General features: G+C 67.6%; 24 protein-coding genes. 21 read left to right on the top strand and 3 right to left on the bottom strand.

What is annotated here, in order from left to right; genetic code table 11:
• Positions 1 to 59: 59 nt before the first annotated feature.
• From J1902_RS08630 to J1902_RS08640, 3 genes are all read left to right on the top strand, one after another.
• On the top strand, positions 60 to 386 hold the full coding sequence (locus J1902_RS08630) for a rhodanese-like domain-containing protein (protein WP_207615840.1): 327 nt from the start codon (positions 60 to 62) through the stop codon (positions 384 to 386).
• A 28-nt stretch (positions 387 to 414) separates the two neighbouring features.
• Positions 415 to 1356 (top strand): prephenate dehydratase, encoded by a 942-nt coding sequence (pheA, locus tag J1902_RS08635; protein ID WP_207615841.1) that lies wholly within the window; start codon positions 415 to 417, stop codon positions 1354 to 1356.
• Positions 1357 to 1505: 149 nt separating this feature from the next.
• Positions 1506 to 1715 carry a hypothetical protein gene (locus J1902_RS08640; RefSeq protein WP_207615842.1) on the top strand — a complete coding sequence of 70 codons (210 nt, stop codon included), beginning with the start codon at positions 1506 to 1508 and terminating at the stop codon, positions 1713 to 1715.
• A 19-nt stretch (positions 1716 to 1734) separates the two neighbouring features.
• On the opposite strand, the gene J1902_RS08645 is transcribed toward J1902_RS08640, so the two are convergent.
• Positions 1735 to 2790: a diacylglycerol/lipid kinase family protein gene (locus tag J1902_RS08645; protein ID WP_207615843.1), complete on the bottom strand. Its 1056-nt coding sequence runs from the start codon at positions 2788 to 2790 to the stop codon at positions 1735 to 1737.
• A gap of 122 nt (positions 2791 to 2912) precedes the next feature.
• On the opposite strand from J1902_RS08645, the gene serS reads away from it, so the two are divergent.
• The 3 genes from serS (at position 2913) to J1902_RS08660 (ending at position 6363) form a co-directional block, all read left to right on the top strand.
• Positions 2913 to 4193 carry a serine--tRNA ligase gene (serS, locus tag J1902_RS08650; RefSeq protein ID WP_207615844.1) on the top strand — a complete coding sequence of 427 codons (1281 nt, stop codon included), beginning with the start codon at positions 2913 to 2915 and terminating at the stop codon, positions 4191 to 4193.
• 269 nt (positions 4194 to 4462) lie between these two features.
• Entirely contained in the window at positions 4463 to 5383 is a 921-nt protein-coding gene (locus tag J1902_RS08655) for a hypothetical protein (protein WP_307794400.1), read from the top strand.
• 134 nt (positions 5384 to 5517) lie between these two features.
• Positions 5518 to 6363: an HAD family hydrolase gene (locus J1902_RS08660; protein WP_207615846.1), complete on the top strand. Its 846-nt coding sequence runs from the start codon at positions 5518 to 5520 to the stop codon at positions 6361 to 6363.
• A gap of 42 nt (positions 6364 to 6405) precedes the next feature.
• On the opposite strand, the gene J1902_RS08665 is transcribed toward J1902_RS08660, so the two are convergent.
• Both J1902_RS08665 and J1902_RS08670 read right to left on the bottom strand, forming a co-directional pair.
• Entirely contained in the window at positions 6406 to 7005 is a 600-nt protein-coding gene (locus J1902_RS08665) for a hypothetical protein (protein ID WP_207615847.1), read from the bottom strand.
• A 122-nt stretch (positions 7006 to 7127) separates the two neighbouring features.
• Entirely contained in the window at positions 7128 to 7616 is a 489-nt protein-coding gene (locus J1902_RS08670) for an inorganic diphosphatase (protein ID WP_207615848.1), read from the bottom strand.
• Positions 7617 to 7831: 215 nt separating this feature from the next.
• Between J1902_RS08670 and dacB the strand changes: the two genes are divergently transcribed.
• From dacB to J1902_RS08745, 15 genes are all read left to right on the top strand, one after another.
• On the top strand, positions 7832 to 9286 hold the full coding sequence (dacB, locus tag J1902_RS08675) for a D-alanyl-D-alanine carboxypeptidase/D-alanyl-D-alanine endopeptidase (RefSeq protein ID WP_207615849.1): 1455 nt from the start codon (positions 7832 to 7834) through the stop codon (positions 9284 to 9286).
• Positions 9287 to 9348: 62 nt separating this feature from the next.
• Positions 9349 to 10467 carry an Rv3626c family coenzyme F420 biosynthesis-associated protein gene (locus tag J1902_RS08680; RefSeq protein ID WP_207615850.1) on the top strand — a complete coding sequence of 373 codons (1119 nt, stop codon included), beginning with the start codon at positions 9349 to 9351 and terminating at the stop codon, positions 10465 to 10467.
• A 116-nt stretch (positions 10468 to 10583) separates the two neighbouring features.
• The gene (gene tilS, locus J1902_RS08685; protein ID WP_207615851.1) at positions 10584 to 11621 is read left to right on the top strand and encodes a tRNA lysidine(34) synthetase TilS; all 1038 of its coding nucleotides are present in this window, start codon (positions 10584 to 10586) and stop codon (positions 11619 to 11621) included.
• A 29-nt stretch (positions 11622 to 11650) separates the two neighbouring features.
• Positions 11651 to 12202 carry a hypoxanthine phosphoribosyltransferase gene (hpt, locus tag J1902_RS08690; RefSeq protein ID WP_207615852.1) on the top strand — a complete coding sequence of 184 codons (552 nt, stop codon included), beginning with the start codon at positions 11651 to 11653 and terminating at the stop codon, positions 12200 to 12202.
• A gap of 401 nt (positions 12203 to 12603) precedes the next feature.
• Positions 12604 to 14673, top strand: coding sequence for an ATP-dependent zinc metalloprotease FtsH (gene ftsH, locus J1902_RS08695; protein ID WP_207615853.1), 2070 nt, complete (start codon positions 12604 to 12606; stop codon positions 14671 to 14673).
• A gap of 10 nt (positions 14674 to 14683) precedes the next feature.
• On the top strand, positions 14684 to 15325 hold the full coding sequence (gene folE, locus J1902_RS08700; RefSeq protein ID WP_207615854.1) for a GTP cyclohydrolase I FolE: 642 nt from the start codon (positions 14684 to 14686) through the stop codon (positions 15323 to 15325).
• An 8-nt stretch (positions 15326 to 15333) separates the two neighbouring features.
• Positions 15334 to 16239: a dihydropteroate synthase gene (folP, locus tag J1902_RS08705; protein ID WP_207615855.1), complete on the top strand. Its 906-nt coding sequence runs from the start codon at positions 15334 to 15336 to the stop codon at positions 16237 to 16239.
• Between the two features lie 14 nt (positions 16240 to 16253).
• Positions 16254 to 16643, top strand: coding sequence for a dihydroneopterin aldolase (folB, locus tag J1902_RS08710; protein ID WP_207615856.1), 390 nt, complete (start codon positions 16254 to 16256; stop codon positions 16641 to 16643).
• Complete coding sequence (gene folK / locus J1902_RS08715) at positions 16640 to 17179, top strand: 2-amino-4-hydroxy-6-hydroxymethyldihydropteridine diphosphokinase (protein WP_207615857.1); 540 nt, start codon at positions 16640 to 16642, stop codon at positions 17177 to 17179. The genes folB and folK overlap by 4 nt, the downstream gene beginning before the upstream one ends.
• A 3-nt stretch (positions 17180 to 17182) precedes the next feature.
• The gene (locus J1902_RS08720) at positions 17183 to 17704 is read left to right on the top strand and encodes a DUF3180 domain-containing protein (RefSeq protein ID WP_207615858.1); all 522 of its coding nucleotides are present in this window, start codon (positions 17183 to 17185) and stop codon (positions 17702 to 17704) included.
• Positions 17685 to 18197 carry a PH domain-containing protein gene (locus J1902_RS08725; RefSeq protein WP_207615860.1) on the top strand — a complete coding sequence of 171 codons (513 nt, stop codon included), beginning with the start codon at positions 17685 to 17687 and terminating at the stop codon, positions 18195 to 18197. Before J1902_RS08720 ends, J1902_RS08725 begins: the two co-directional genes overlap by 20 nt.
• Positions 18194 to 19720, top strand: a complete 1527-nt coding sequence (locus tag J1902_RS08730) for a PH domain-containing protein (protein WP_207615861.1) — start codon at positions 18194 to 18196, stop codon at positions 19718 to 19720. Before J1902_RS08725 ends, J1902_RS08730 begins: the two co-directional genes overlap by 4 nt.
• The gene (locus J1902_RS08735) at positions 19713 to 20621 is read left to right on the top strand and encodes a Rossmann-like and DUF2520 domain-containing protein (protein ID WP_207615862.1); all 909 of its coding nucleotides are present in this window, start codon (positions 19713 to 19715) and stop codon (positions 20619 to 20621) included. The genes J1902_RS08730 and J1902_RS08735 overlap by 8 nt, the downstream gene beginning before the upstream one ends.
• Before the next feature lie 6 nt (positions 20622 to 20627).
• Positions 20628 to 21530 carry a pantoate--beta-alanine ligase gene (gene panC, locus J1902_RS08740; RefSeq protein ID WP_207615863.1) on the top strand — a complete coding sequence of 301 codons (903 nt, stop codon included), beginning with the start codon at positions 20628 to 20630 and terminating at the stop codon, positions 21528 to 21530.
• Positions 21531 to 21634: 104 nt separating this feature from the next.
• On the top strand, positions 21635 to 23080 hold the full coding sequence (locus J1902_RS08745) for an MDR family MFS transporter (protein WP_207615864.1): 1446 nt from the start codon (positions 21635 to 21637) through the stop codon (positions 23078 to 23080).
• Positions 23081 to 23273 lie beyond the last annotated feature (193 nt).

Consider the following 23273-nt stretch of genomic DNA (forward strand, 5'->3'; position numbering starts at 1 on the left):
TAGGGAGGCGTTGGGGACGTAGGCTTGATGAAGAGTAAAACCGAGTGGAAGGGACTCCGATGAGCGATTTTGAGACTGTGCCGGTGGGCGACGTTCCTGCGGATGCGAGCATCCTGGATGTGCGCGAGGACTACGAGTGGGTTGCCGGGCACGCCGAAGGCGCCCTGCACATCCCCATGGACCAGATTCCGGCCCGCCTGGATGAGCTTGACCCGGACGTGGACCTTTTTGTCATCTGCCGCACCGGCGGCCGTTCCATGCGTGCTGCGCAGTGGTTGACCGCCCAGGGCTACTCCGCCACCAACGTTGCCGGAGGCATGGACATGTGGTTCGAATCCGGCCGCCCCATGGTGTCGGACAACGGCCTCAAGCCTGTTGTTCTCTAACCTCTGCATAACCCCTAAGGAATATTTGATGTCAGTCAGCACCGTTACCTACACGTTCCTCGGCCCGGAGGGTACCTTCACCGAGGCTGCGCTCCTGCAGGTTCCGGGTGCCGCTGACGCCAAACGCGTCCCCTGCTCCAACGTGAACACGGCGTTGGACAAGGTGCGCAACGGCGAGGCTGACGCCGCCATGGTTCCCATCGAGAACTCGGTGGAGGGCGGGGTGACCGCCACGCTGGACTCGATTGCGAACGGTCCGGAGCTGCGGATCATCCGCGAGGCCCTGGTTCCGATCACCTTCGTGCTCGTGGCGAGGCCCGGCGTCGAGATCTCCGATATCCGCCGCATCTCCACGCACGGCCACGCCTGGGCCCAGTGCCGGATCTGGATCGATGCAAACATCCCGGACGTGGAATATGTTCCTGGTTCGTCCACTGCGGCGGCCGCCATGGGACTCCTTGAGGACGACGCCCCCTATGACGCCGCTATCTGCGCCCCGCTCATCGCCTCGGAGCAGCCCGGTCTGAACATCCTGGCCGAGAACATCGGGGACAACGCCGAGGCCGTCACTCGCTTCATCCTGGTCAGCCGCCCCGGCGCCCTGCCGGAGCGCACCGGCGCGGACAAGACCACCGTGGTAGTCCCCCTGCCCGAGGACCACCCGGGTGCCCTCATGGAGATCCTGGACCAGTTCGCCACCCGCGGCGTGAACCTCAGCCGTATCGAATCCAGGCCCACGGGCCTCTACCTGGGCCACTACTTCTTCAGCATCGATGCCGACGGCCATGCCTCGGACGCCCGCGTGGCCGACGCCCTGGCGGGACTGCACCGGATCAGCCCGGCCACCCGTTTCCTGGGGTCCTACGCCCGGGCGGACAAGCAGAGCGCCGTCGTTGCTCCGCACACCTCCGACGCCGCGTTCAAGTCGGCGCACGCCTGGGTGGATTCCATCCTCAACAGCCAGCCCTAGGTCGCTGGAACGCCTTGATAGCGGGCCTTGGAGCCCCTACCCGCCGGTAGGAAATTGATCCTTCAACCCCTATCGCAAGGATGCAACTCTGCGTATGCTTGCTTGATCCACATTGGATGGATGCATGCCCCTAACGAAGGGAGCGGGCCATGTCAGGCCGTAGAGATGACCAGGACGGCCAGGGAATGATCGTCAATCCCAAGCCGGCTGCCGAAAACCAGGACTGGGACGGCGACGAAGCCGACCGGGCTGACCGCCTGCGCTTCGAAGAGGAGCAGGCCATGATCCGGGAGCAGTCCGAGGCCCGCGCGGCCGCGAAAGCCGCCGCCGAAGCCGAGAAGAAGAAGGCGGCTTCCTAGCCTCCCGCCCCGATCGCGCCTACGGCGATTTCTGCACCCGCACCAGCAACGATCGTGGCTGGACCTGCACGGTGACCTTGGTGGCCTCACCCGAGGGATCGCCGTCGAGCTGCGTGGCCATCGGCTCCTGGCTGCGGATGACAATCTTCCCCGAACGGTAGAAATTCATCACCGGCAGGTTCCTGTTGTGCTTGAAGAGGATCTTCGCATACATGGCGAGCCAGCCGATCGCGCTGCGGGGGCTCATGACCACCACGTCCAGCACGCCGTCGTCGATCATGGCTTGCGGGATGAAGTCGATGCCGCCGGGGATCAGGCCGCAGTTGGCAAACAGCACGCTGCGGATCTTCCGTGACTGCTCGGCGCCGTCGTCCATTGTGATGGCGACCTTCTTGCGCCGGCCCGGCAGGTGCCGGACACCGGCCTCCGTGTAGGCGAGCCAGCCAACGGTCTTCTTCAGGTCTTCCTTGGTATCGCCCACCACCTCGGCGTCGAGGCCCATGCCCGCGATGACCACGAAGCCGTGCTCCGAGGAGGCTCCGGTCAGCTCGTTTTCGATCCCCATTACGGCTGTGTCGATGTAGCGCTGGTGTCCGAAGAGGGCCGTCTGCACGCTGCCGGGCAGGTCGTTGACGTCCAGGTCCACGTTGCGGGCCAGCAGGTTGCCGGTGCCGAGCGGGATCAGGCCCAGCGCGGTGCCGGTGTGGGCGAGCAACTCGGCCACAACGCGTACGGTGCCGTCACCGCCGCCCACCAGGACGACGTCGGGCCCGTCCTCCAGTGCGGCGCGGGTCTGGCCATGGCCCGGATCCTCGGCAGTGGTTTCGAAGAAGCGCGGCTCGTCCCAGCCTGCCAGATGGCAGGCATCCTTGATGAGCCTGCGCGCCTCATCGGACTTGGATTTCACCGGATTGATGACCACGGCCACCTTCTGCTGGCCTGGTCCGGGCTTGTGGGATTCCTCGCGGACCGCGCTGCGGCTGTGCCTGGCCTTGAGCCGGCGCACGCCCCACCAACTGGAGGCGGCGAACACCACGCCCCCAGCAAGAATCACGTACAGGATCCAGTCGCTCATGGTCCTCCAACACTATCGCTCCACAGCCGCCCGCAGGCCTCCCGCGCCGGGCCGCCATCCGCCGTCGTGCTGTGAGGTTGTCCGGGAGGGGGATCCGGCGGCCGATTCGATACTCTTGTGTGGTGATCGACGTAAAAGACCTCAGCGAAAACCCGGACAAGTTCCGTGCCAGCCAGCGCGCCCGCGGCGCCGATGAATCCGTGGTGGACGCGATCATCTCCGCCGATGCCGACCGCCGTGGGGCCCTGATCCGCTACGAAAACCTCCGCGCCGAGCAGAACCTCTTCGGCAAGAAGGTCGCTCAGGCCAAGGGCGAGGAAAAGCAGGCACTGCTGGCCGAGGTCAAGGAACTCGCCAACTCCGTGAAAGCAGCCTCCGCCGAGGCCGACGCCGCGCAGGCCAAGCAGGAAGAGCTGCTCCGCAGCATCCCCAACCTCATTGAGCCCGGCGTCCCCGCAGGCGGCGAGGACGACTACATCGTGGTCAAGACCGTCGGCACCCCGCGCGAATTCCCGGACTTCGAGCCGAAGGACCACCTGGAAATCGGCGAACTGATCGGCGCGATCGACATGGAACGCGGCGCCAAGGTCTCCGGCTCCCGCTTCTACTTCCTGCGCGGCGTCGGTGCGCGCCTGGAGATGGCGCTGCTGCAGATGGCCATGGACCAGGCCATCGAGGCCGGCTTCATCCCGATGATCACGCCCACTCTGGTGCGCCCGGAAACCATGCAGGGTACCGGTTTTGACGTCAAGCACGACGCCGAGATCTACCGTCTCGCCGAAGACGACCTTTACCTTGTGGGCACCTCCGAGGTTCCCCTGGCCGGCTACCACGCGGACGAGATCCTGGACCTCTCCGCCGGCCCCATCCGCTTCGCCGGCCAGAGTTCCTGCTATCGCCGCGAGGCCGGTTCGCACGGCAAGGACACTCGCGGCATCATCCGCGTGCACCAGTTCAACAAGGTGGAGATGTTCATCTACACCACGGTTGAAAAGGCTGCCGCGGAGCACGAGCGCCTGCTGGCCTGGGAAGAGGAGATGCTGGCCAAGTGCGAGCTCCCCTACCGCGTGATCGATACCGCCGCCGGCGACCTCGGCAACTCGGCAGCCCGCAAGTTCGACTGCGAGGCCTGGGTCCCCACGCAGGGCGCCTACCGCGAGCTCACCTCCACGTCCAACTGCACCACGTTCCAGGCCCGCCGCCTGAACATCCGCGAGCGCGTGTTTGCAGAGGACGGTGCGCCCAAGGGCACCCGTGCCGTGGCCACGCTGAACGGCACGCTGGCCACCACCCGCTGGATCGTGGCCATCCTGGAGCACCACCAGAACCCGGACGGCTCCGTCAACGTCCCCAAGGCGCTGCAGAAGTACATCGGCGGCCTCGAGGTGCTCCCGGTCCTGTAAGTTTCCCTTGCCGGGCTAAACCGGGGCTTGTTTCCCATTCCAGAGCTTGTTGCTCCGGAACTGGAAACAGGCCCCGGTTTTTCGTTGCTATGTCCACATAGGGCAACCGTGGGGATGACCTTCTGGGGCCGGGGCGGGAGCGTTGGAACATGGACATTCCGCCGCAGCTCATAGACTCGTCCGCCCGGCTCGCCCTGACCGGTTCGACTGCCGCGATCCATCGAAGCTTCCGGGCAGGGCACCTTGTCCGGCTGCGACGCGGGTACTACGTGCCCACCACGGACTGGATCTCCGCCAAGCCACACGAGAGGCATGTGCTTGCAACGGCAGCTGTGGGCCTGGCCTTGGACGGCCCTGTGTTCTACGGAGAAACCGCGGCGGTCGTGTTGGGATTGCCGACGCTGCGCGTCCCGCAGTTCGTTGACGTGGCCACCGACGTCGAGGGCAAGACCGGCCGGCGTCCAGGCACGTTCACGGTCTTGGGAGGCGAAAGCGTGGCCGAACAAGCACGGAACGCAGGTTCCTACCCTCTGAAATTCCATCTCCGTCGGAATGCAGAGCCCGTCTGCTCAGGAGTCTTCCAATCCACAGGTCTGGTTGACACCGCCTTGGACGTCATGCGCCACTGTCCGTTCAGCAACGCACTCGTGGTGGCCGACGGCGTGGCACGGCTGCTCGCTCAGCAGGGGCAATTGGCCGCTGGAGCCCGGCTCGTTGATCATCCAGACGTAGCCGCGGGCTTGGACGGTATCCGGGCCGTTGCGACTCAGCAGCGTGCCATTCGCGTCGCTGCGATGGCGCATGCCTTGGCAGAGTCGGCGGGAGAGTCCTACAGCCGGGCCGTGATCGAGTTGCTGGGCTTTGAGCAACCGGCTCAGCAGAAGGATTTCAGCGACAGCAGCGGGTTCGTTGGCCGGAGCGATTTTTGGTGGCCTGAGCAACGGGTCGTGGGCGAATTCGATGGCCGTGGGAAGTACCTCGACGAAGCGCTGGGCGGCGGGGACCAAGCCGGCGCTGCTGTGTACCGGGAAAAACTCAGGGAGGACCGCATCCGTGACCTTGGAATGAAAGTGGTTCGCTGGAACTGGGCGGACCTCGAGCGGCCAGGGCGGCTGCGAGCCAAGCTGCTTCGGGCGGGGCTGCGACCGCGGCCGCGGGGCTTGCCCGCAGATTCCGGGGCTTGTTTCTGATCCCGGGCCTTGTTGCTTCCGGATCGAAAACAAGGGCCAGTTTGGGCGGGTCCCGTGAGTATTCACTACCCGTTAACCCCGTGCTGTGGGCTACGTCCTAGCTGCTGTCGGAGGGGGTCTGCTTCACTGGAAGCATGACTATTTTGACTGGCACTTCAGTCGCTGGCATCGATGACCAGCGGAACTACAAGCAGAAACTCATGGTTGCCCTGGATGTTGACGGCACGCTCGTCGACCATGACGGCCACATGTCCCCGGCAGTGCGCAGAGCAGCCCAGGACGTCGTCGCCGAGGGTCACGATGTCCTCATCGCCACCGGCCGCTCCCTCAACGCAACCCTGCCCATCATCGAGCAGATCGGCCTCGTTCGCGGCTACGCCGTGTGCTGCAACGGCGGCGTGACGCTCCGCCTGGATCCCGCCCTGGATGCCGGCTACGAGATCATCCACAAGGCCACCTTCGACCCCGCCCCGGCCCTCAAGGCCCTGCGCGAACGGCTGCCCAACGCCAAGTACGCCCTGGAGGACGAGGACGGCAACTTCCTCTCCACGGAACGCTTCCAGGACGCGAGCTTCGGCGTCGAGGCCATCGGCGTCGACTTCCAGACGATGCTCGCCGCCACGGCAGTCCGCGTAGTGGTGTTCAGCAGCGAGAACACCTCCGAGGAATTCACCGAGGCCATCCGCCACATCGGCCTTTCCGGGGTCACCTACTCCGTGGGCTGGACCGCGTGGCTGGACATCGCCGCGGCCGGCGTCACCAAGGCCAGCGCCCTGGAGCAGCTCCGCCGCCGCCTGGGCACGCAGCAGATCCACACGGTGGCGGTGGGCGACGGCCGCAACGACATCGAAATGCTCACCTGGGCCGGCCGCGGCGTGGCCATGGGCCAGGCACCGCAGGAAGTGCTCGCCGCCGCGGATGAGGTCACCGCATCAGTGTTCGACGACGGCGCCGCCCTGGTCCTGCGCAGCCTCCTGTAGCGTCCGGGCGGACGCAGTCCAAGGGCCGCAGCCCGCGAGCGTTCAGTGGACCTCGAGGATCAGCTGCAGCAGCCTGGCGGCCGCGGGGCGTGCCGCGTGCTCTTCCACCCACTGCGAGCGTGCCAGTGCCTTGCTGACGGCCTGCGTGGTGATGCCCAGTTCCTGGGCCACGGTTTTCTGCTGGCCGCGGACGCCGGGCGTGAGCAGGTCCAGGACCCGCCATTCCGCCAGGGTCCGGTGCTGGACGATGTGCCCCAGCAGGCGCAGCACGGCTTCCGACTCGGCCGCGATGGCCGCGAGAGGTCCTTCCACGGCCACGGGGATGCGGTCCTTGCCGTTCCGCAGGCGGTCCACGGCGCGCCGCGCGTACACGAGTCCGTGGCCCGAGGCGTCTTTCGCCATGTTGGGCAGCGGCTCATTCACGGGCCCCACGCCGATCCCCACGTACCACTGCCCGCCGCGCAGGGCGATGAGGGCGGTGTCCACAGCTTGGTGCGGGCATTCGACGATGCCCTGGACCTCGTCTTCCACGGAGCGGTCGAAGTCCAGCCGCGCGGGAATGTGCCGCAGGTCCTTGAGGAGCTGCGGCACCAGATCGCCGTCGTGGCGGCTGTCGCGTTGGTTGATCGTCAGCGTGAACATCGTGGATCACATGCTATCGGCTGGTAGTCATCCCGCAAGTGAAATTCAAGCCAACGAACGACGGCGGTTGGTGCGGTCCGCAGGGAACCGTACCAACCGCCGTCGGGCAAGGCAGTGGTGCTCTAGTGGCCTTCGGCCGCGAAGCGCTTGATGGAGGCCTCCAGCTCGGCCTCGGCTGCAGCCCGGTCGGCCCAGCCCTCGGCCTTGACCCACTTGCCCGGCTCGAGGTCCTTGTAGCGGGTGAAGAAGTGCTCGATTTCCTTGATCAGGAATTCGTTGACGTCGGAGACTTCCTGGATGTGGTCGAACCGCGGGTCCGCCGGAACGCACAGGACCTTGGCGTCGCCGCCGCCGTCGTCGGTCATGTTGAAGACGCCGATGGGGCGGGCCTCGACAATGACGCCCGGGTGGAGGTCGAAGTCCTGCAGGAGCACCAGTGCGTCCAGCGGGTCGCCGTCTTCGCCGAGGGTGTCCTCGAAGTAGCCATAGTGGGTGGGGTACTGCATGGAGGTGAAGAGGACGCGGTCCAGGCGGACGCGGCCGGTCTCGTGGTCAACTTCGTACTTGACGCGCGATCCCTTGGGGATCTCGATGGTCACGTCGTGCTTCATGGAATGCTCCTTGACGGTGAGGGGCTGGCAATGGGCTCCGCCACGACGGCGGCCGGCACGCATGCGCCGGTACCTCGGGCAGGCTGTTCAGCCCAGGGCTGGCGGCAGGCAAAATCGCAGCCGGTACCGCCGACTACTATTGAGGATATAGCGAGAGGCCCGGGTTTCTTGAACCGGCGGGGACATTTCAGGACTGACAAGGACCAAAAAACTGCATGAACGGCGTTAAGGACGTGGGGGCCCGCAAACGGGTGTCTGTGGCATGGGGGCGCTGGTTCACTCCGCTGATGCTGGCCGTGGTGCTGGCCGCCGTGGCGGTCTCGACCGGCCTGGGCCTGGTTCCCGGGCTGTTTGCCGGCCCCGCCGCCCCGGCCGTTCCCGCGTGGCAGTTGCCTCCCACCGAACTTTCACGGCCCGACGGCGTCGCCCCGCTGGGCGCCGATGCCCCGCTCCCGGTCCCGGCCGAACTCGCGCGGATGCTCAACGACACCCTCAAGCCCGACGGCGCGGGCACCTTCACGGGTGTCGTCCAGGATGCCTCCACCGGCCAGGTGCTGTTCGACCGCGACGGCGACAGGAACCGGATCCCGGCGTCGAACATGAAGCTGCTGACCGCCGTCGCAGTGCTGCGGGCCGTCGGCCCCGAGACGCGCTTCAGCACGCGCGTGCTGGCCAGCGACGCCCCAGGAACAGTGGTGCTCACCGGGGGAGGGGATGTTTTGCTCGGCGCCGGCGAACCGCAGCCCGACGCCGTGATGGGCCGCGCCGGCCTCGCGGCCCTGGCACGGGACACCGTCAAGGCGCTCGCTGACCGCGGCGTCAGCGGAACGATCAAGGTCAGGGTGGATGACTCCCTGTTCGAAGGTCCCGCGCTGAATCCGGCCTGGGGCCTTGGCGACGTCGACGCCGGCGAAACCGCGCCGCTGTTCCCGCTCGCGCTCAATGCCGCCCGCAGCACCCCGAACGCCACCACGGGACCGCGCCCCAAGGATGCCGCCGCCACAGCCGCCGAGGCCTTCGCCGCGCAGCTTGGCGCCGCCGGCGCCACTGCGGGACTGACCGTGGCGCCCGGCGTCGAGCGTGCGAAGGGAGACCCCGGGCAGGTGCTCGCCTCCGCCGAGTCCGCCACCGTCAGCCAGCACGTGGACCTCATGCTGGAAACCTCGGACAACTATCTGGCCGAGGCCTTGGGGCGGATGGCCGCCGTGAAGTCCGGACTGCCTGGAAGCAACGACGGCGCCGCCGCGGCCGTGCGGCAACAGCTGGAGGAGCTGGGGATCGCCGCCGGTTCGATGCGCCTGGCCGACGTTTCGGGACTGGCCCTGGAGAATCAGGTGAGTGCGCGGCAGTTCGCCGAGGTGGTGCGGGCCATCACCAGCGGACCGGAGCTGCGGCTCAGGGCTGCGCTGGACGGCTTCCCCGTGGCCGGTCTCACGGGCACCCTGGACCGGCGCTATGGCGAAGCCGGCACTGCCGGAGGCGCCGGCTTGGTCCGGGCCAAGACAGGAACCCTCAACACAGTGATCGCCCTGAGCGGCTACGTGGTGGACGCGGACGGCCGGCTCCTGGTGTTCTCGTTCATCGGCAACGGACTGGAACCCGGCGCCGCGGGCAACAGGGTGGCGCTGGACCGCTCGGCGTCGGTGCTGGCGGCCTGCGGCTGCCGGTAGGCGCCTTCCCCGGTCAGCGAACTTAAGGGCGTCCATCCAGCCTGCTGTGGTCTGATGGACGCATGGTGTCTTCTGCCCGAGATTCGTCCGCAGGGGCCCAGTCCCTGATCAACTGGGAACTGGCCGCCTCAACGGCCGCCCGGCTTGCCCCGCCCGGCCCCGCCCTCAGCGCGTCCGAAATCGGCAAGGCGGTGGACAATCTGCGCTTCAATGCGGACATTTCCGTGCCGCACGTCCACGACATCACCGGCCTTGAGGCCGCCCGCGATCTGCGCGATTCCCACGTCCTGGTGGTGGACCGGGCCTCCTGGGCCAGGGCCAACACCCAGAGCTTCGCGGTGATGCTCCAGCCGGCCCTGCAGCACATGCTGGAAACGCGGAGCCCGGCCATGAGCCCTGCCGCCACAAGCGCCAGCGGGGCCATCACGGGCAGCCAGCTCGGCGCCATCCTGGCGTTCCTGTCGAGCAAGGTCCTGGGCCAGTACGACCCCTTCGCCGCGCTCGCGCCGGAGTCCAACGCCCCGCCCGCGGGCAGGTTGCTCCTTGTGGCACCCAACATCATTTCCGTGGAGCGTGAACTCAACGTGCACCCGGACGACTTCCGGCTCTGGGTCTGCCTCCACGAGCAGACGCACCGCGTCCAGTTCGCGGCCGCGCCGTGGCTGCGGCACCACATGCTGGACGAGATCGGCAAGCTCAGCGAGCACCTCCTGGGCAACGTGGACTCGATCGTTGAGCGTGCCGCCGCCGCCGCCAGATCGCTGCGCGACCGCACCACCTCCGGTTCGATGCCGGGCCGCGGCGCCATCCTGGACCTCCTGCAGAACCCCGAGGAAAAGGCGTCCCTGTCCCACCTGACAGCCGTCATGAGCCTCCTGGAGGGCCATGCGAACGTGGTGATGGACGCGGTGGATTCCAGCATCGTCCCCTCCGTGAAGACCATCCGGCAGCGCTTCAACGAGCGCGGCAAGGACCGCGGCGTACTGGAGAAGTTCATCCGCAACCTGCTGGGACTGGACGCCAAGATGCGCCAGTACACCGACGGCGCCAAGTTCGTCCGCGAAGTGGTGGCCGTGGCCGGCATGGAGGGCTTCAACCGGGTCTGGGAGTCCCCCGAACACCTCCCCACGGAAGAGGAAATCCACGATTCCCGGCAGTGGCTCGAGCGGATGGGGCTGTGAACGGCGGGTCAGTGAGCGACGGGTCTGTGAGCGACGGGTCAGTGAACGGCGGACCAGTGCGCAGGGGCCGACGCCGGCCGGGGCGTCTGGCGCCCGTCGTCGGCAAGGCGCGCAAGATGTTGCAGAACGCGCTCGCCGACGCAGGCTACCCGGATCGGGTTCTGGTGGCCTGCAGCGGCGGCCCCGACTCCCTGGCCCTGGCAGCCGTGGCCGCCTACTTCGCCCGCCGCGGCCACGTCGACGGGCACCCGGTGTCCGTGGCCGCCGTCGTGGTTGACCACCAGCTGCAGCCCGGCTCGGCCGAGGTTGCCGCGCAGGCTGTCCGGATCCTGGAAGAACTTGGCCTCGCGCCCGTGCAGCTGCGGACCGTGGGCGTCGCGTCCACCGGATTCGGCCCGGAAGCGGCCGCCCGCGATGCCCGGCACGCGGCCCTGGACGCCGCAGCCGATGAGCTGGGCTGCCAGGCCATCCTCCTGGGCCATACCCTGGACGACCAGGCCGAACAGGTGCTGCTGGGCCTGGCCCGCGGCTCCGGGACCCGCTCCCTCGCCGGAATGCGGCCGGCCCGCGGGCGGCTTCTGCGCCCCTTCCTGGGCCTGCGGCGCCAGGAAACACTGGACATCTGCGAGGCCGAGGAACTCAATCCGTGGCACGATCCCAGCAACGCCGATCCCGCCTTCGCACGGTCCCGGACGCGCGTGGAGGTCATGCCCGTCCTGGAGGAAAAGCTGGGGCCCGGTGTCGCCGAATCCCTGGCCCGCACGGCCGCCATCCTGCAGCAGGACGCCGATTTCCTGGAAGACATGGCGAAGGACACATATGAGGCGCTCAGGCAGCACATGGATAGCGGAGTCTGGCTCCCCGAGGACGCCGTCCGGGACCTCGCGCCGGCACTCAGGTTCCGGGTCATCGCCAAGGCAGCGGCCGACGTCGGCGGGCAACAACCGGGGTACGGGCGCCTTCAGGCGGCCGAAGCGCTGCTGCGCCGGCAGGGTTCGGCGGGTCCGGTGGAGCTGCCCGGACACGTGGGCGTGTACCGGCTCTCGCTCAGTGATTTGGAGCAGGAACAGGCCCTGGCGGGCTCCGGGGTTCCCCGGGAGGGCGCCCGCTGTGGGAAGCTAGTATTCCGGCATCAAAAACCGCCCCAACAGTAGCCGCACCCGCATCAACACAGGAGCCATTGGTGGATTCAAACGACGTTCAGGCAGATCTCAAGCACGTTCTCTACACCAAAGAGCAAATCCAGGACCGCATCGCTGAGCTGGCCGCACAGATCGACAAGGACTACGAAGGCCGCGAACTGCTGATCGTGGGTGTCCTCAAGGGCGCCGTCATGGTCATGGCGGACCTCGCCCGTGCACTGCACAGCCACGTCAGCATGGACTGGATGGCAGTCTCCTCCTACGGCTCTGGCACCCAGTCTTCGGGCGTGGTGCGGATCCTCAAGGACCTCGACACCGACCTCATGGGCAAGGACGTCCTGATCGTCGAGGACATCATTGACTCCGGCCTGACGCTCTCCTGGCTCAAGTCCAACCTGGAATCCCGCGGCACCGCCAGCGTGGAAATCTGCACGGCCTTCCGCAAGCCGACCGCGGCCAAGGTGGAGATCGACGTCAAGTACGTCGGCTACGACATCCCCAACGAATTCGTGGTGGGCTACGGGCTGGACTACGCCGAGAAGTACCGCAACTTGGACTTCGTCGGCACCCTGGCCCCGCACGTCTACGAGTAGACCGTAAGGTCCCGGGCCCAGTCCCGGCACCACACGGCAAAGGCGGTCTCCCTTCGGAGGCCGCCTTTGCCGTTAACGCTGTTAGCGGCAGGCCCGGCGTCGGACCCTGAGCCTTGAGCCGGACCAGGGACGGTCCGACCGTGCGCGCATTGATCCAGCAGATCTGGCGGGGTCCGGGGCACGGAAACTGACCGTGACAGCGGTGTTCTAGGGAAGCGCGGCCGGGCCAACCCCCGCCACGGCAGCTGCTGCGGAGCATTCGTGTACGCCTAGAGGGAACTTTTACCGTTTACTATGCGTGAATCACTCCGAACGGTGTAAAGCTAGAAACTGCACCACACAGCGCGCAGACATTGCGCCTTGCAGCACTACCAGGAGGGACGGGGCCAGGCCCCGATCAGATGAAAGCTAAGAGTTTCTTCAAGGGCCCGGGCATCTGGATTGTTGTCGTAGTCGGCTTGCTCCTGGTGGCCTTCGCAACGTTTTCCCCAGGCGGATCCACGCGGATCGACACCAAGGACGGACTGGCGCTCCTTTCCCAAGGCGGGAAGGTGGAGCAGGCCAAGATCTTCGATGCCGAGAACCGCGTTGACCTGACGCTGAAGGACAACCTTGTCCTGGACGGCCAGGACAAGGGCAAGAACATCCAGTTCTTCTATGTCACGGACCGCGGACCGGACATCGTCAAGGCCGTCACCAACGCCAACCCCGCCAAGGGCTTCACTGACCAGCCGGTTGAGAACAACTGGTTCTCCGGGCTGTTCTCCCTGCTGATCCCGGTGCTGCTGCTCGGCGTGCTGTTCTGGTTCCTGCTGTCCCGCATGCAGGGCGGCGGCTCCAAGGTGATGCAGTTCGGCAAGTCCAAGGCCAAGATGGTCAACAAGGACATGCCGCAGGTGACGTTCGTCGATGTCGCAGGCGCGGATGAGGCCGTTGAGGAGCTCCAGGAAATCAAGGAATTCCTCCAGGAGCCGGCCAAGTTCCAGGCCGTGGGCGCCAAGATCCCCAAGGGCGTGCTGTTGTACGGCCCTCCGGGCACTGGCAAGACCCTCTTGGCCCGCGCCGTCGCCGGCGAGGCCGGCGTGCCGTTCTTCTCCATCTCCGGTTCGGACTTCGTGGAAATGTTTGTTGGCGTGGGTGCTTCCCGTGTCCGCGACCTCTTCGAGCAGGCCAAGGCCAACTCCCCGGCCATCATTTTCGTTGACGAGATCGACGCCGTGGGACGCCACCGCGGCGCTGGCATCGGCGGCGGCAACGACGAGCGCGAGCAGACCCTCAACCAGCTCCTGGTTGAAATGGACGGCTTCGACGTCAAGACCAACGTCATCCTGATCGCCGCCACCAACCGTCCGGACGTCCTGGACCCCGCACTGCTGCGCCCGGGCCGCTTCGACCGCCAGATCACCGTGGAAGCCCCGGACCTGATCGGCCGCGAGCAGATCCTCAACGTCCATGCCCAGGGCAAGCCGATGGCCCAGGGTGTGGACCTCAAGGGCGTCGCCAAGAAGACCCCCGGTTACACCGGTGCGGATCTGGCCAACGTGCTCAACGAGGCCGCCCTTCTGACGGCCCGCTCCAACGCCAACCTGATCGACGACCGCGCCTTGGACGAGGCCATCGACCGCGTCATGGCCGGCCCGCAGAAGCGCAGCCGCGTCATGAAGGAGCACGAACGCAAGATCACCGCGTACCACGAAGGCGGCCACGCCCTGGTGGCGGCGGCACTGCGGAACTCCGCCCCGGTCACCAAGATCACCATCCTGCCCCGCGGCCGCGCCTTGGGCTACACCATGGTGGTCCCGGAAGACGACAAGTACTCGGTCACCCGCAACGAACTCCTGGACCAGATGGCCTACGCCATGGGCGGCCGCGTCGCCGAGGAAATCGTCTTCCACGACCCCTCCACGGGCGCCTCGAACGACATCGAAAAGGCCACCTCCACGGCCCGCAAGATGGTCACCCAGTACGGCATGAGCGAGCGGATCGGCGCGGTCAAACTCGGCAGCGGCGGCGGCGAGCCGTTCCTTGGCCGTGACATGGCCCAGGAACGCAACTACTCGGACTCGGTGGCCTACATCGTGGACGAGGAAGTGCGCCGCCTGATCGACCAGGCCCACGACGAGGCCTACGCCATCCTGACCGAGAACCGCGACGTCCTGGACCAGCTGGCCCTCGAACTGCTCGAGCGGGAGACCCTCAACCAGGCCGAGATCGCACACATCTTCAGCGATATCCGCAAGCGCGATTTCCGTGAAGTGTGGCTCTCCAAGGAATCCCGTCCCGTCCAGACCATCCCGCCGGTGGAATCCCGTGCGGAGCAGGCAGAACGCGAGGCCCAGGAAGAGGCCAAGGCCGCACGTCTCAAGGAACCCCTTGATGCCCAGTCGCCGCACCCGCAGGGCGTCAGCAGCCAGGAGCCGTTCCAGGGCTCCGGGCCCGACGGCGGCACCGACACTTCGCTTCACGGCTAAGCTTTCTGCTGTGACTCATTTCGACGACGACGACCACTCCGCCGCCGGGGGCCCCTCCGCGGGCACGCCGGGAGGCCACGCAGGCCACAAAGTGGACCGCCCGCGCATTGAAGCGGCTGTCCGCGAAATCCTGCTGGCCATCGGCGAGGACCCGAAGCGCGGCGGGCTCCTGGACACTCCCAAGCGCGTGGCCAAGGCGTACGCCGAGGTCTTCGCGGGCCTCCACCAGGACCCGGCGGACGTTCTGTCCACCACCTTCGACCTCGAGCATGAGGAACTCGTGCTGGTCAAGGACATCCCGTTCTACTCCACGTGTGAACACCACCTGGTGCCGTTCCACGGCGTCGCCCATGTCGGGTACATTCCGTCGCATGAGGGCAAAGTGACCGGACTGAGCAAACTCGCACGGCTCGTGGACATCTACGCCCGCCGCCCGCAGGTGCAGGAGCGGCTCACCACCCAGATTGTGGACGCAATGGTGACCCACCTGAACCCCCGCGGCGCGATCGTCGTGATCGAATGCGAACACATGTGCATGTCCATGAGGGGCATACGCAAGCCCGGCGCCAAGACCGTCACCAGCGCAGTGCGCGGGCAACTCCATGACCCGGCCACCCGTGCCGAGGCCATGAGTCTCATACTCGGAAGGTAACAAACACCATGGATTCCCTCGCTGCAGCACCCGGAACCGGCCCGGCCACAAGCCCCTTGCCGATCCTCCGCAAGCCGCGCCCGGCGGCCAAGTTCGAGGACCTGCCCACGGACCGCACGCTCGTCATGGGAATCCTGAACGTCACGCCGGATTCCTTCAGCGACGGCGGCAGCCACATGACCCCGGACTCGGCAATCGCTCTGGGCCTGCGGATGTTCTACTCCGGTGCGGACATCATCGACGTCGGCGGCGAATCGACGCGCTCGGGCGCTGAGCCGGTTGACCCGGCCGAAGAGCAGCGCCGCGTGATCCCAGTGATCCAGGCCCTGGTCAAGGCCGGCGCACTGGTCAGCATCGACACCATGCACGTCTCCACGGCAGCAGCCGCGGTGGACGCCGGCGCCGCAATCATCAACGACGTCTCCGGGCTGACCATCGAGCCGGGCATGCCCGAACTCGTGGCCCGGACCAAGGTGCCGTACGTCCTGACCCACCGCCGCGGCGACGCCAAGACCATGGACAGCCTCGCCGACTACGGCAACGTGGCGGACGAGGTCGTGGCCGAACTGCGCGGTGTCCGCGACAAGCTCTACGCAGCCGGTGTGGCACCCGAGCAGGTCATCGTGGATCCGGGACTGGGTTTCTCCAAGAATGCGGCCCAGAACTGGGAACTCCTGAAGAACCTCGACAAACTCAATGCCCTGGGCCACAAGGTCCTCGTGGCTGCCTCCCGCAAGCGCTTCCTCGGCAGCCTCCTAACGGTCTCCGGCAAGGCCGCGGCACCGCGGGAACGCGACCACGCCACGGCCGCCATCACCGCGCTCAGCGCCGCCGGGGGAGCCTGGGCCGTCCGCGTGCACGACGTCGGCCCCAGCCTTGACGCCGTCAAGGTCGCCGCACGCATCAAGCTGTGATCGGGGGACATGCTGTGGACAGGATCACTCTGACAGGTGTCACCGCCGTCGGCTACCACGGGGTGTTTGATTTCGAGCGCCGCGACGGCCAGCCGTTCGTGGTGGACGCCGTGCTGCACGCGGACTTCACCAAGGCTGCGGAGACCGACGACCTCCAGTACACGGCGCACTACGGCGAGGTGGCCGAGCTGATCACCTCGCTCATCGAGGGCGAGCCGCTGAACCTGATCGAGGCCCTGGCTGTCCGTATCGCGGACGCCATCCTGGCGGGCTTCAACGTGGGCGCCGTCGATATCACCATCCACAAGCCCAAGGCACCCATCGAGGTGCCCTTCGGCGACGTCACGGTCAGCGTGCACAGGGCCCGGCCGCACGGGTCCCATCCATTCAAGGACCGGCCATGAGCAGGCCATTTACCAAGACGGTCCTCGCCCTCGGCAGCAATCTGGGGGAACGCAACGACACCCTGTCCACCGCCGTCGCGGACCTCGTGGACCGGCCCGAGGTCCGGCTCCTCGGCGTTTCGCCGGTGGTCCAGACCAAGCCCGTGGGTGGTCCCGCCGGGCAGGCGGACTTCCTGAACCTGGTCATCGCCGTGGAGACCACCCTCGCCCCGCTTGAGCTGCTGCAGCACTGCCACGAGGTCGAACAGAAGCACCACCGCGTGCGCGAGGTCCGCTGGGGACCGCGGACCCTTGACGTGGACATCATCGTCTTCGGCGAGCTCGTGAGCGACGACGAAACACTGACCCTGCCGCACCCCCGCGCCGCCGAACGGGCCTTCGTGCTCTACCCGTGGTCGCTGCTGGATCCTTCCGCTCGGTTGAACGGGCAGAGCGTGGGCGAGCTTGCTGCACGGGCGGCCGACATGCCGGACATCCGCCCCTTCGACGGCTACGGCGACGTCGCCGGCGTGCCCGCCACCGGCGCGGTGGAGTAGCCCATGAAAGCCATGCGTCCGCTCCTTCTGGTGATCATCGCCGTCGTCGTTGCCGCCGTGGGCTGGCTGGCCGCACTGGCGGCGGGCCGCTACAGCCTCGCCACGCCCGTCTTGCCTCCCTCGGCGCTGCTGACCATGGGCGTCATTGCAGCGCTCACCCTGTTCATGGGCATCCGCATCCAGCGCTGGCGCAACGCCAAGAAAAAGACCATGCTGAACCCGATCCTGGCGGCCCGGACGCTCGTTTTGGCCCAGGCCTGCGCCTACGCGGGAACGGTCCTGCTGGGCTGGCACGCCGGAATCGCCGTTGACCTGATTCGCATCTGGAGCCTGCGCAGCGACCAGGGAATCCTGTGGCACACGCTCCTGATGGGCGGCGGCGGCCTGGTCATGGTGGCTGTGGGGCTGGTTGTTGAACGGTTCTGCCGGATACCCCCAGAGGATATGGAAGGCGGTCCCGGCATCACGGATCCCCGCCGCGGCGAAGCCAAGGGCGAAGGCGAGTATGCATACCGAGGCGATTGACCCTCCCGGCATCCAGTGGCTGCGCGTTTCCCCCAAGTACGTCACGGTCCGGCTCGTGGAGTGGGCCATCGGCAACCTGATCTCCATCGCCCTGCTGTCCCTGCCGCTGCTGTTCGTGCTCGTTGGCTGGTGGATGTGGCCGCCGCTGTGGCTTGCCATCTGCGTTCCGGCTGCCATGCTGGTGCTCGCCCTGTGGCGGCTGGTGCTGATTCCGCGCCAAGTCCGGGCCATCGGCTACGCCGAACGCGACGACGACCTCCTCATCCGCAGCGGCATCTTCTTCCAGCGCACCATGGTGGTGCCGTACGGGCGCATGCAGTACGTGGATGTTGCCGTCGGCCCGGTCGAACGCAGCCTCGGACTGTGCACCCTCAAACTCCACACGGCCTCGGCCGGAACCAACGCCCTGCTCCCGGGACTGCCTGCCGCCGAGGGCGCACGCCTGCGCGAGCAGCTTTCGGCCCGCGGTGAAGCCAGGCTGGCCGGGCTGTGACCCAGCCGGGCACCGCCGTCGACGGCGACTGGCAGCGCGTCCACCCGGCGTCACCGTTTGTGCGGGGCTGGGTGGCGCTGGCCGCCGTCGGCTATTTCTTCGGCCGTGAAACCTTCGAGCGCCTGCTCCAGGGACGCGACCTCGTCGACCCCAACCTCAACGGCCGTGCCCCCTGGCTGCTCGCCGGGGGCGGGATCCTGCTGCTCCTGACGGTCGGCGGTTTCATCCTGAGCTGGTACTTCACCCGCTACCAGGTGGCCGGCGGCTACGTCCGCGTGAACACCGGTTTCCTCTTCAAGCAGCAGCGCCAGGCCCGCCTGGACCGGGTGCAGGCCATCGACGTCGTGCAGCCCCTGCTGGCAAGGATCTTCGGGCTCGCCGAACTGAAATTTGAAGTCGCCGACGCCGGCGAGTCGGCCGTGCGGCTCGCGTACCTGCCGCTCGGGAAGGCCAAGCAGCTGCGGGCCACTATCCTGGCGCGCGCCGCCGGTGTCGTGACGGACCCCGAAACCGTGGAGGCTCCCGAAGCGCCCGAGCACGTGGTGCTCTCGGTACCGCCGGGCCGGCTCATCGGATCACTGGTCCTCAGCGAACAGACCGTGGCCGTGTTCCTGGGAGCCGTGGCCTCCGTGGTCCTCTCGGTGTTGACCGGGAGCGGCGCCTTCTACCTGTACCTGATTCCCGCCGTGCTGGGCATCGGCGCCGCCTATTGGAGCTCCTTCAACAAGGGCTACCACTTCACCGCCGCGATTTCCCCGGACGGCATCCGTCTGCGCTACGGGCTCCTTGACACCCAGGCCCAGACCCTGCCGCCGGGCCGGATCCAAGCGCTCAAGGTGTCGCAGCCGCCGCTGTGGCGCATCCTCGGCTGGTACCGCATGCAGGTCAACGTTGCCGGCTACGGCGGCGCTGCGGGCGACGACGGCGCAGCGCGCACCACCCTTCTGCCGGTGGGGCCCAAGTCCGATGTCATGCGGATCCTTTCGCTCGTCCTTCCCGATCCCGGCACCGATGATCCGGAGCGGGTCTTCACTGCCGGGCTCCAGGGCCTTGACGCCGACGGCGGTTTCGTCACCACTCCGCGCCGCGCCCGGCTGCTCGCGCCGCTGGGCTGGCGCCGCAACGGCTTCCTGGCCACCGGCACCGCGCTGCTGATCCGCTCGGGCCGCTGGTGGCGGCAGCTGGTGCTGGTCCCGCACCAGCGCACCCAGTCGATGGCCCTGCACCAGGGCCCGCTGGGGCGCCGATTCGGCGTGGCCGACCTCGTCCTGCACACCACCGCCGGGCCGGTTGTTCCCCGCCTCATCCAGGCGGACGCCGGGCAGGCCGTGGAGCTGTTCGACCAGCAGGCGGCCCGTGCCCGCGAAGCCCGGAAACGCCAGACCAGCGAGCAGTGGCTGGCCCAGGTAGTCCCGCCGCCGGTTCCAGCCCCGACGCCGGCCCCAGCACCACCGCCGGCCGTGCCGGAACAGGCTGCACCCCAAGACCCCGCCCCAACCCAGGAGGATCCCAAGCATGGCTAGGCCAGGACGACTCGGCGTCGGCATCATCGGGGCCGGCAAAGTGGGCGCCGTCCTCGGCGCCGCCCTGCGCGCGGCCGAACACGCCGTCGTCGGGGTTTCCGCGGTCTCCGAAGCAAGCCGCGAACGCGCCGAATCCCTGCTCCCGGGCGTCCCGGTCCTGGAGATCCAGGACATCGTGGAGCGTTCCGAGCTCGTGCTGCTGGCCGTCCCGGACGACGCCCTGGGCGAGCTGGTCGAAGGCCTCGCCAAGCTGGGCGCCTGGCAGCCCGGCCAGCTCGTGGCCCACACGTCCGGCCGCTTCGGCGTCGGGATCCTGCAGCCGGTCCGCGCCGCCGGCGCGATTCCGCTGGCCATGCACCCGGCCATGACGTTCACAGGCATGAGCCTGGACCTCACCCGGCTGTTGGACTGCACCTTCGGCGTTACCGCGGATGCAGCCATGCTGCCGATCGCCCAGGCACTGGTGGTGGAGATGGGCGCGGAGCCGGTGGCGATCGCCGAGGCGGACCGCACCCTGTACCACGCGGCCCTCGCGCACAGTTCCAACCACATGGTTACGCTCGTCGCCCAGGCCTCGCAGCTGCTGCGCGACGTCGGCGTCGACGCGCCGGAGAACATGCTGGGGCCGCTCCTGCGCGCCACGCTGGAGAACGCCCTCGCCTCGGGCGAGTCCGCCCTGACCGGGCCGGTGGCCCGCGGCGATGTGGGCACCGTTTCCGCGCACGCCCAGGCCCTGGCGGAGTACGACGGCGGTGCCGGCGGCGACGTCCTCGAGGCGTACCGGGCGATGGCCCGCGCCACCGCCCGGCGGGCCGGAAACCGCGGGCTGCTCAAGGCGGGGCAGCTGGATGAGATCAACAACGCCTTGGGGACGGATCCCTCGGCGCCGGAAGGACACTGAAACACCATGGCCATCAAACTCGTGACCACCGCGGCCGAACTGCGGGCAGAGAGCGCCCGGCTCCTCGCCGAAAAGAAGGGCAGCTCGCAGGGACTGGTCCCCACGATGGGTGCCCTGCACGCCGGGCATGCCAACCTGGCGCGCACCGCAGTCGAGCAGAACGACGTGGTGGTGGCCACCATCTTCGTCAACCCGCTGCAGTTCGGCGACGCCGTGGACCTCGACCGCTACCCGCGCACGCTCGACGCCGACATGGCCCTGCTCGATGCCGAAGGCGTGGACCTCGTCTTCGCCCCCTCGGTGGAGGAGGTCTACCCCTTGGGCGAGCCGATGGTCCGCGTGACCGCCGGAGCGATGGGCAACACGTGGGAAGGCGCCTCCCGCCCCGGCCACTTCGACGGCGCCCTCACCGTGGTCTCCAAGCTGCTGCACTACGGACTGCCCGGCGGGGCGTCCCCGGATGGTTCGACGGCGGCCTACCGCGCCTACTTCGGCCAGAAGGACGCACAGCAGCTGGCCCTGGTGAAGCGCATGGTCTCGGACCTGAACTTCCCGGTGCAGATCGTCGCCGTCCCCACCGTCCGCGACGACGACGGCCTCGCCCTGTCCAGCCGCAACCGCTTCCTGTCCGGGGACGAACGCGAGGCCGCGCTGGTCCTGTCCCGCGCGCTCCGCCTGATCGAGCAGCGCGCCCAGGCGCACGAACCGCTCGACCTGGACTCCGCCGTCGCGCTCGTCGAATCACAGCCGCTCGTACAGCTCGACTACTTCGACGTCGTCGATCCCCGCACGCTGGAACCGCTCGCCGAGAACTGCAAGGAAACCCCCTTCCGCGGAGAGGGCCTGGCGATCATCGCCGCGAAGGTGGGGCCGGTCAGGCTGATCGACAACGTGCCGCTGGATTCCTAACGACTGGATTTTTTCGGTGACGGGAATGCGGCGGAGATCTAGACTGTTGCAATCTTCACCGGCATGGATCGCCGGAACCACCGCCCTGAACCTGAGGAATCCTCATGTCTACCGACGTCACGTCCGACGCCCATAACCAGCCAGTCCCCACCCAGGCAGGCCCCGCAACCGGCGACAAGATGTCGCGCGAGTCCGTAACCGTCATTGTCACGCTGCTGGTGGCCACCTTCGTGGTGATCCTCAACGAGACCATCATGAACGTTGCCCTGCAGCGGCTCATGACGGACCTTCACGTGGACGCCCCCACGGTCCAGTGGCTCGCCACCGGCTTCATGCTGACGATGGCCGTGGTCATTCCCACCACGGGCTTCATCCTCCAGCGCCTCACCACGCGGGCGGCGTTCCTCCTGGCCATGGGCCTGTTCAGCGGAGGCACCCTGCTGGCGGCGCTCGCTCCGGGCTTTGCGGTCCTGCTGCTGGCGCGCATCGTCCAGGCAGGCGGCACGGCCATCATGCTGCCGCTGCTCATGACCACCATCCTCACCCTGGTGCCGCTGGCCCGCCGCGGCGCCGTGATGGGCAATGTCAGCATCGCCATCTCTGTTGCGCCCGCGCTCGGGCCCACGGTGTCGGGCATCATCCTGGACCACTTCTCCTGGCGGTTCATGTTCGTGTTCGTGCTGCCCGTGGCGCTGGCGGCCATGGCCATCGGCGCGCGCTTCCTGACCAACGTGGGCGAACGGGGCAAGACCACCCTGGACTTCGCCTCGGTGGTCCTCACGGTTCCGGCCTTCGGCGGCCTGGTCTACGGGCTCAGCCAGATCGGCGGCGCGGGTGCGGGCGTGGGTCCGCTGGTTGCGCTGGTTGTCGGCATCATCTGCCTGGCCGCCTTCGTGCTGCGGCAGCTCAAGCTCCAGAAGTCCGACGCGCCGCTGCTGGACCTCCGCGCCTTCAACTTCCGCATGTTCACCGTGTCCACTCTCCTCATGGTGGTGGCCATGATGGCGCTGTTCGGTGGCGTGATCCTTCTGCCGCTGTACCTGCAAAACGTACTGCACCTGCAGCCCATGGAAACCGGACTGGCACTCCTGCCCGGCGGCCTCGCCATGGGCCTCCTGGGTCCGGTGATCGGCCGGCTCTTCGACAAAGTAGGCCCGCTGCCCCTGACGGTCTCCGGTTCCGTGCTCATGGTGCTGAGCCTGTGGCAGTTCTCCACCTTGAATGAGGCAAGCCAGCTCTGGTGGGTCATCACCCTGCATGTGGTGCTGAGCCTGGGACTCGCGCTGCTGTTCACGCCCGCGTTCACCACGGGCCTGAACCCGCTGCCGCCGCACCTCTACTCGCACGGCTCGGCCATCATGAGCACCGCGCAGCAGGTTTCCGGCGCCGCGGGCACGGCCCTGCTGGTCTCGATCTTCGCGGCCGTCTCCGCGGCCTCGGGACTCGTGGCCGGAATGCACGCCGCCTTCCTGACCGCGACCGTCATCGCCATCGCGGCCGTGGTCCTGTCCGCCATGATGCGCAAGACCCAAGGCGCCGCCGGACACTGATCCTGCCGGCACCCACCAACGCTCTCTCACCTTTGGGGTCTTTTACCGCAACGCTCTCTCACCTTTGGTGCGGGAGCGTTGCTGTGTTTGGGGCGCCGCCTTGGAGAGTGACCAGCGGCACACTGCCAATGTTCGACGGCGGGGGCTTGTTGGTGGGGGTGGGTGTGGGGTGTTTTTGGTGTGGTGGCGGGGT

The sequence above is a fragment of the Arthrobacter cavernae genome (assembly GCF_017368795.1).
Lineage (GTDB): Bacteria > Actinomycetota > Actinomycetes > Actinomycetales > Micrococcaceae > Arthrobacter > Arthrobacter cavernae.

Coding starts and splice junctions, on each gene's coding strand:
- J1902_RS08735 (WP_207615862.1), top strand. CDS start 19,713: ATGGCTAGGCCAGGACGACTCGGCGTCGGCATCATCGGGGCCGGCAAA.
- J1902_RS08680 (WP_207615850.1), top strand. CDS start 9,349: ATGGTGTCTTCTGCCCGAGATTCGTCCGCAGGGGCCCAGTCCCTGATC.
- ftsH (WP_207615853.1), top strand. CDS start 12,604: ATGAAAGCTAAGAGTTTCTTCAAGGGCCCGGGCATCTGGATTGTTGTC.
- panC (WP_207615863.1), top strand. CDS start 20,628: ATGGCCATCAAACTCGTGACCACCGCGGCCGAACTGCGGGCAGAGAGC.
- folP (WP_207615855.1), top strand. CDS start 15,334: ATGGATTCCCTCGCTGCAGCACCCGGAACCGGCCCGGCCACAAGCCCC.
- pheA (WP_207615841.1), top strand. CDS start 415: ATGTCAGTCAGCACCGTTACCTACACGTTCCTCGGCCCGGAGGGTACC.
- J1902_RS08640 (WP_207615842.1), top strand. CDS start 1,506: ATGTCAGGCCGTAGAGATGACCAGGACGGCCAGGGAATGATCGTCAAT.
- J1902_RS08645 (WP_207615843.1), bottom strand. CDS start 2,790: ATGAGCGACTGGATCCTGTACGTGATTCTTGCTGGGGGCGTGGTGTTC.
- J1902_RS08725 (WP_207615860.1), top strand. CDS start 17,685: ATGCATACCGAGGCGATTGACCCTCCCGGCATCCAGTGGCTGCGCGTT.
- J1902_RS08745 (WP_207615864.1), top strand. CDS start 21,635: ATGTCTACCGACGTCACGTCCGACGCCCATAACCAGCCAGTCCCCACC.
- J1902_RS08665 (WP_207615847.1), bottom strand. CDS start 7,005: ATGTTCACGCTGACGATCAACCAACGCGACAGCCGCCACGACGGCGAT.
- J1902_RS08720 (WP_207615858.1), top strand. CDS start 17,183: ATGAAAGCCATGCGTCCGCTCCTTCTGGTGATCATCGCCGTCGTCGTT.
- J1902_RS08660 (WP_207615846.1), top strand. CDS start 5,518: ATGACTATTTTGACTGGCACTTCAGTCGCTGGCATCGATGACCAGCGG.
- J1902_RS08630 (WP_207615840.1), top strand. CDS start 60: ATGAGCGATTTTGAGACTGTGCCGGTGGGCGACGTTCCTGCGGATGCG.
- folK (WP_207615857.1), top strand. CDS start 16,640: ATGAGCAGGCCATTTACCAAGACGGTCCTCGCCCTCGGCAGCAATCTG.
- tilS (WP_207615851.1), top strand. CDS start 10,584: ATGTTGCAGAACGCGCTCGCCGACGCAGGCTACCCGGATCGGGTTCTG.
- dacB (WP_207615849.1), top strand. CDS start 7,832: ATGAACGGCGTTAAGGACGTGGGGGCCCGCAAACGGGTGTCTGTGGCA.
- J1902_RS08670 (WP_207615848.1), bottom strand. CDS start 7,616: ATGAAGCACGACGTGACCATCGAGATCCCCAAGGGATCGCGCGTCAAG.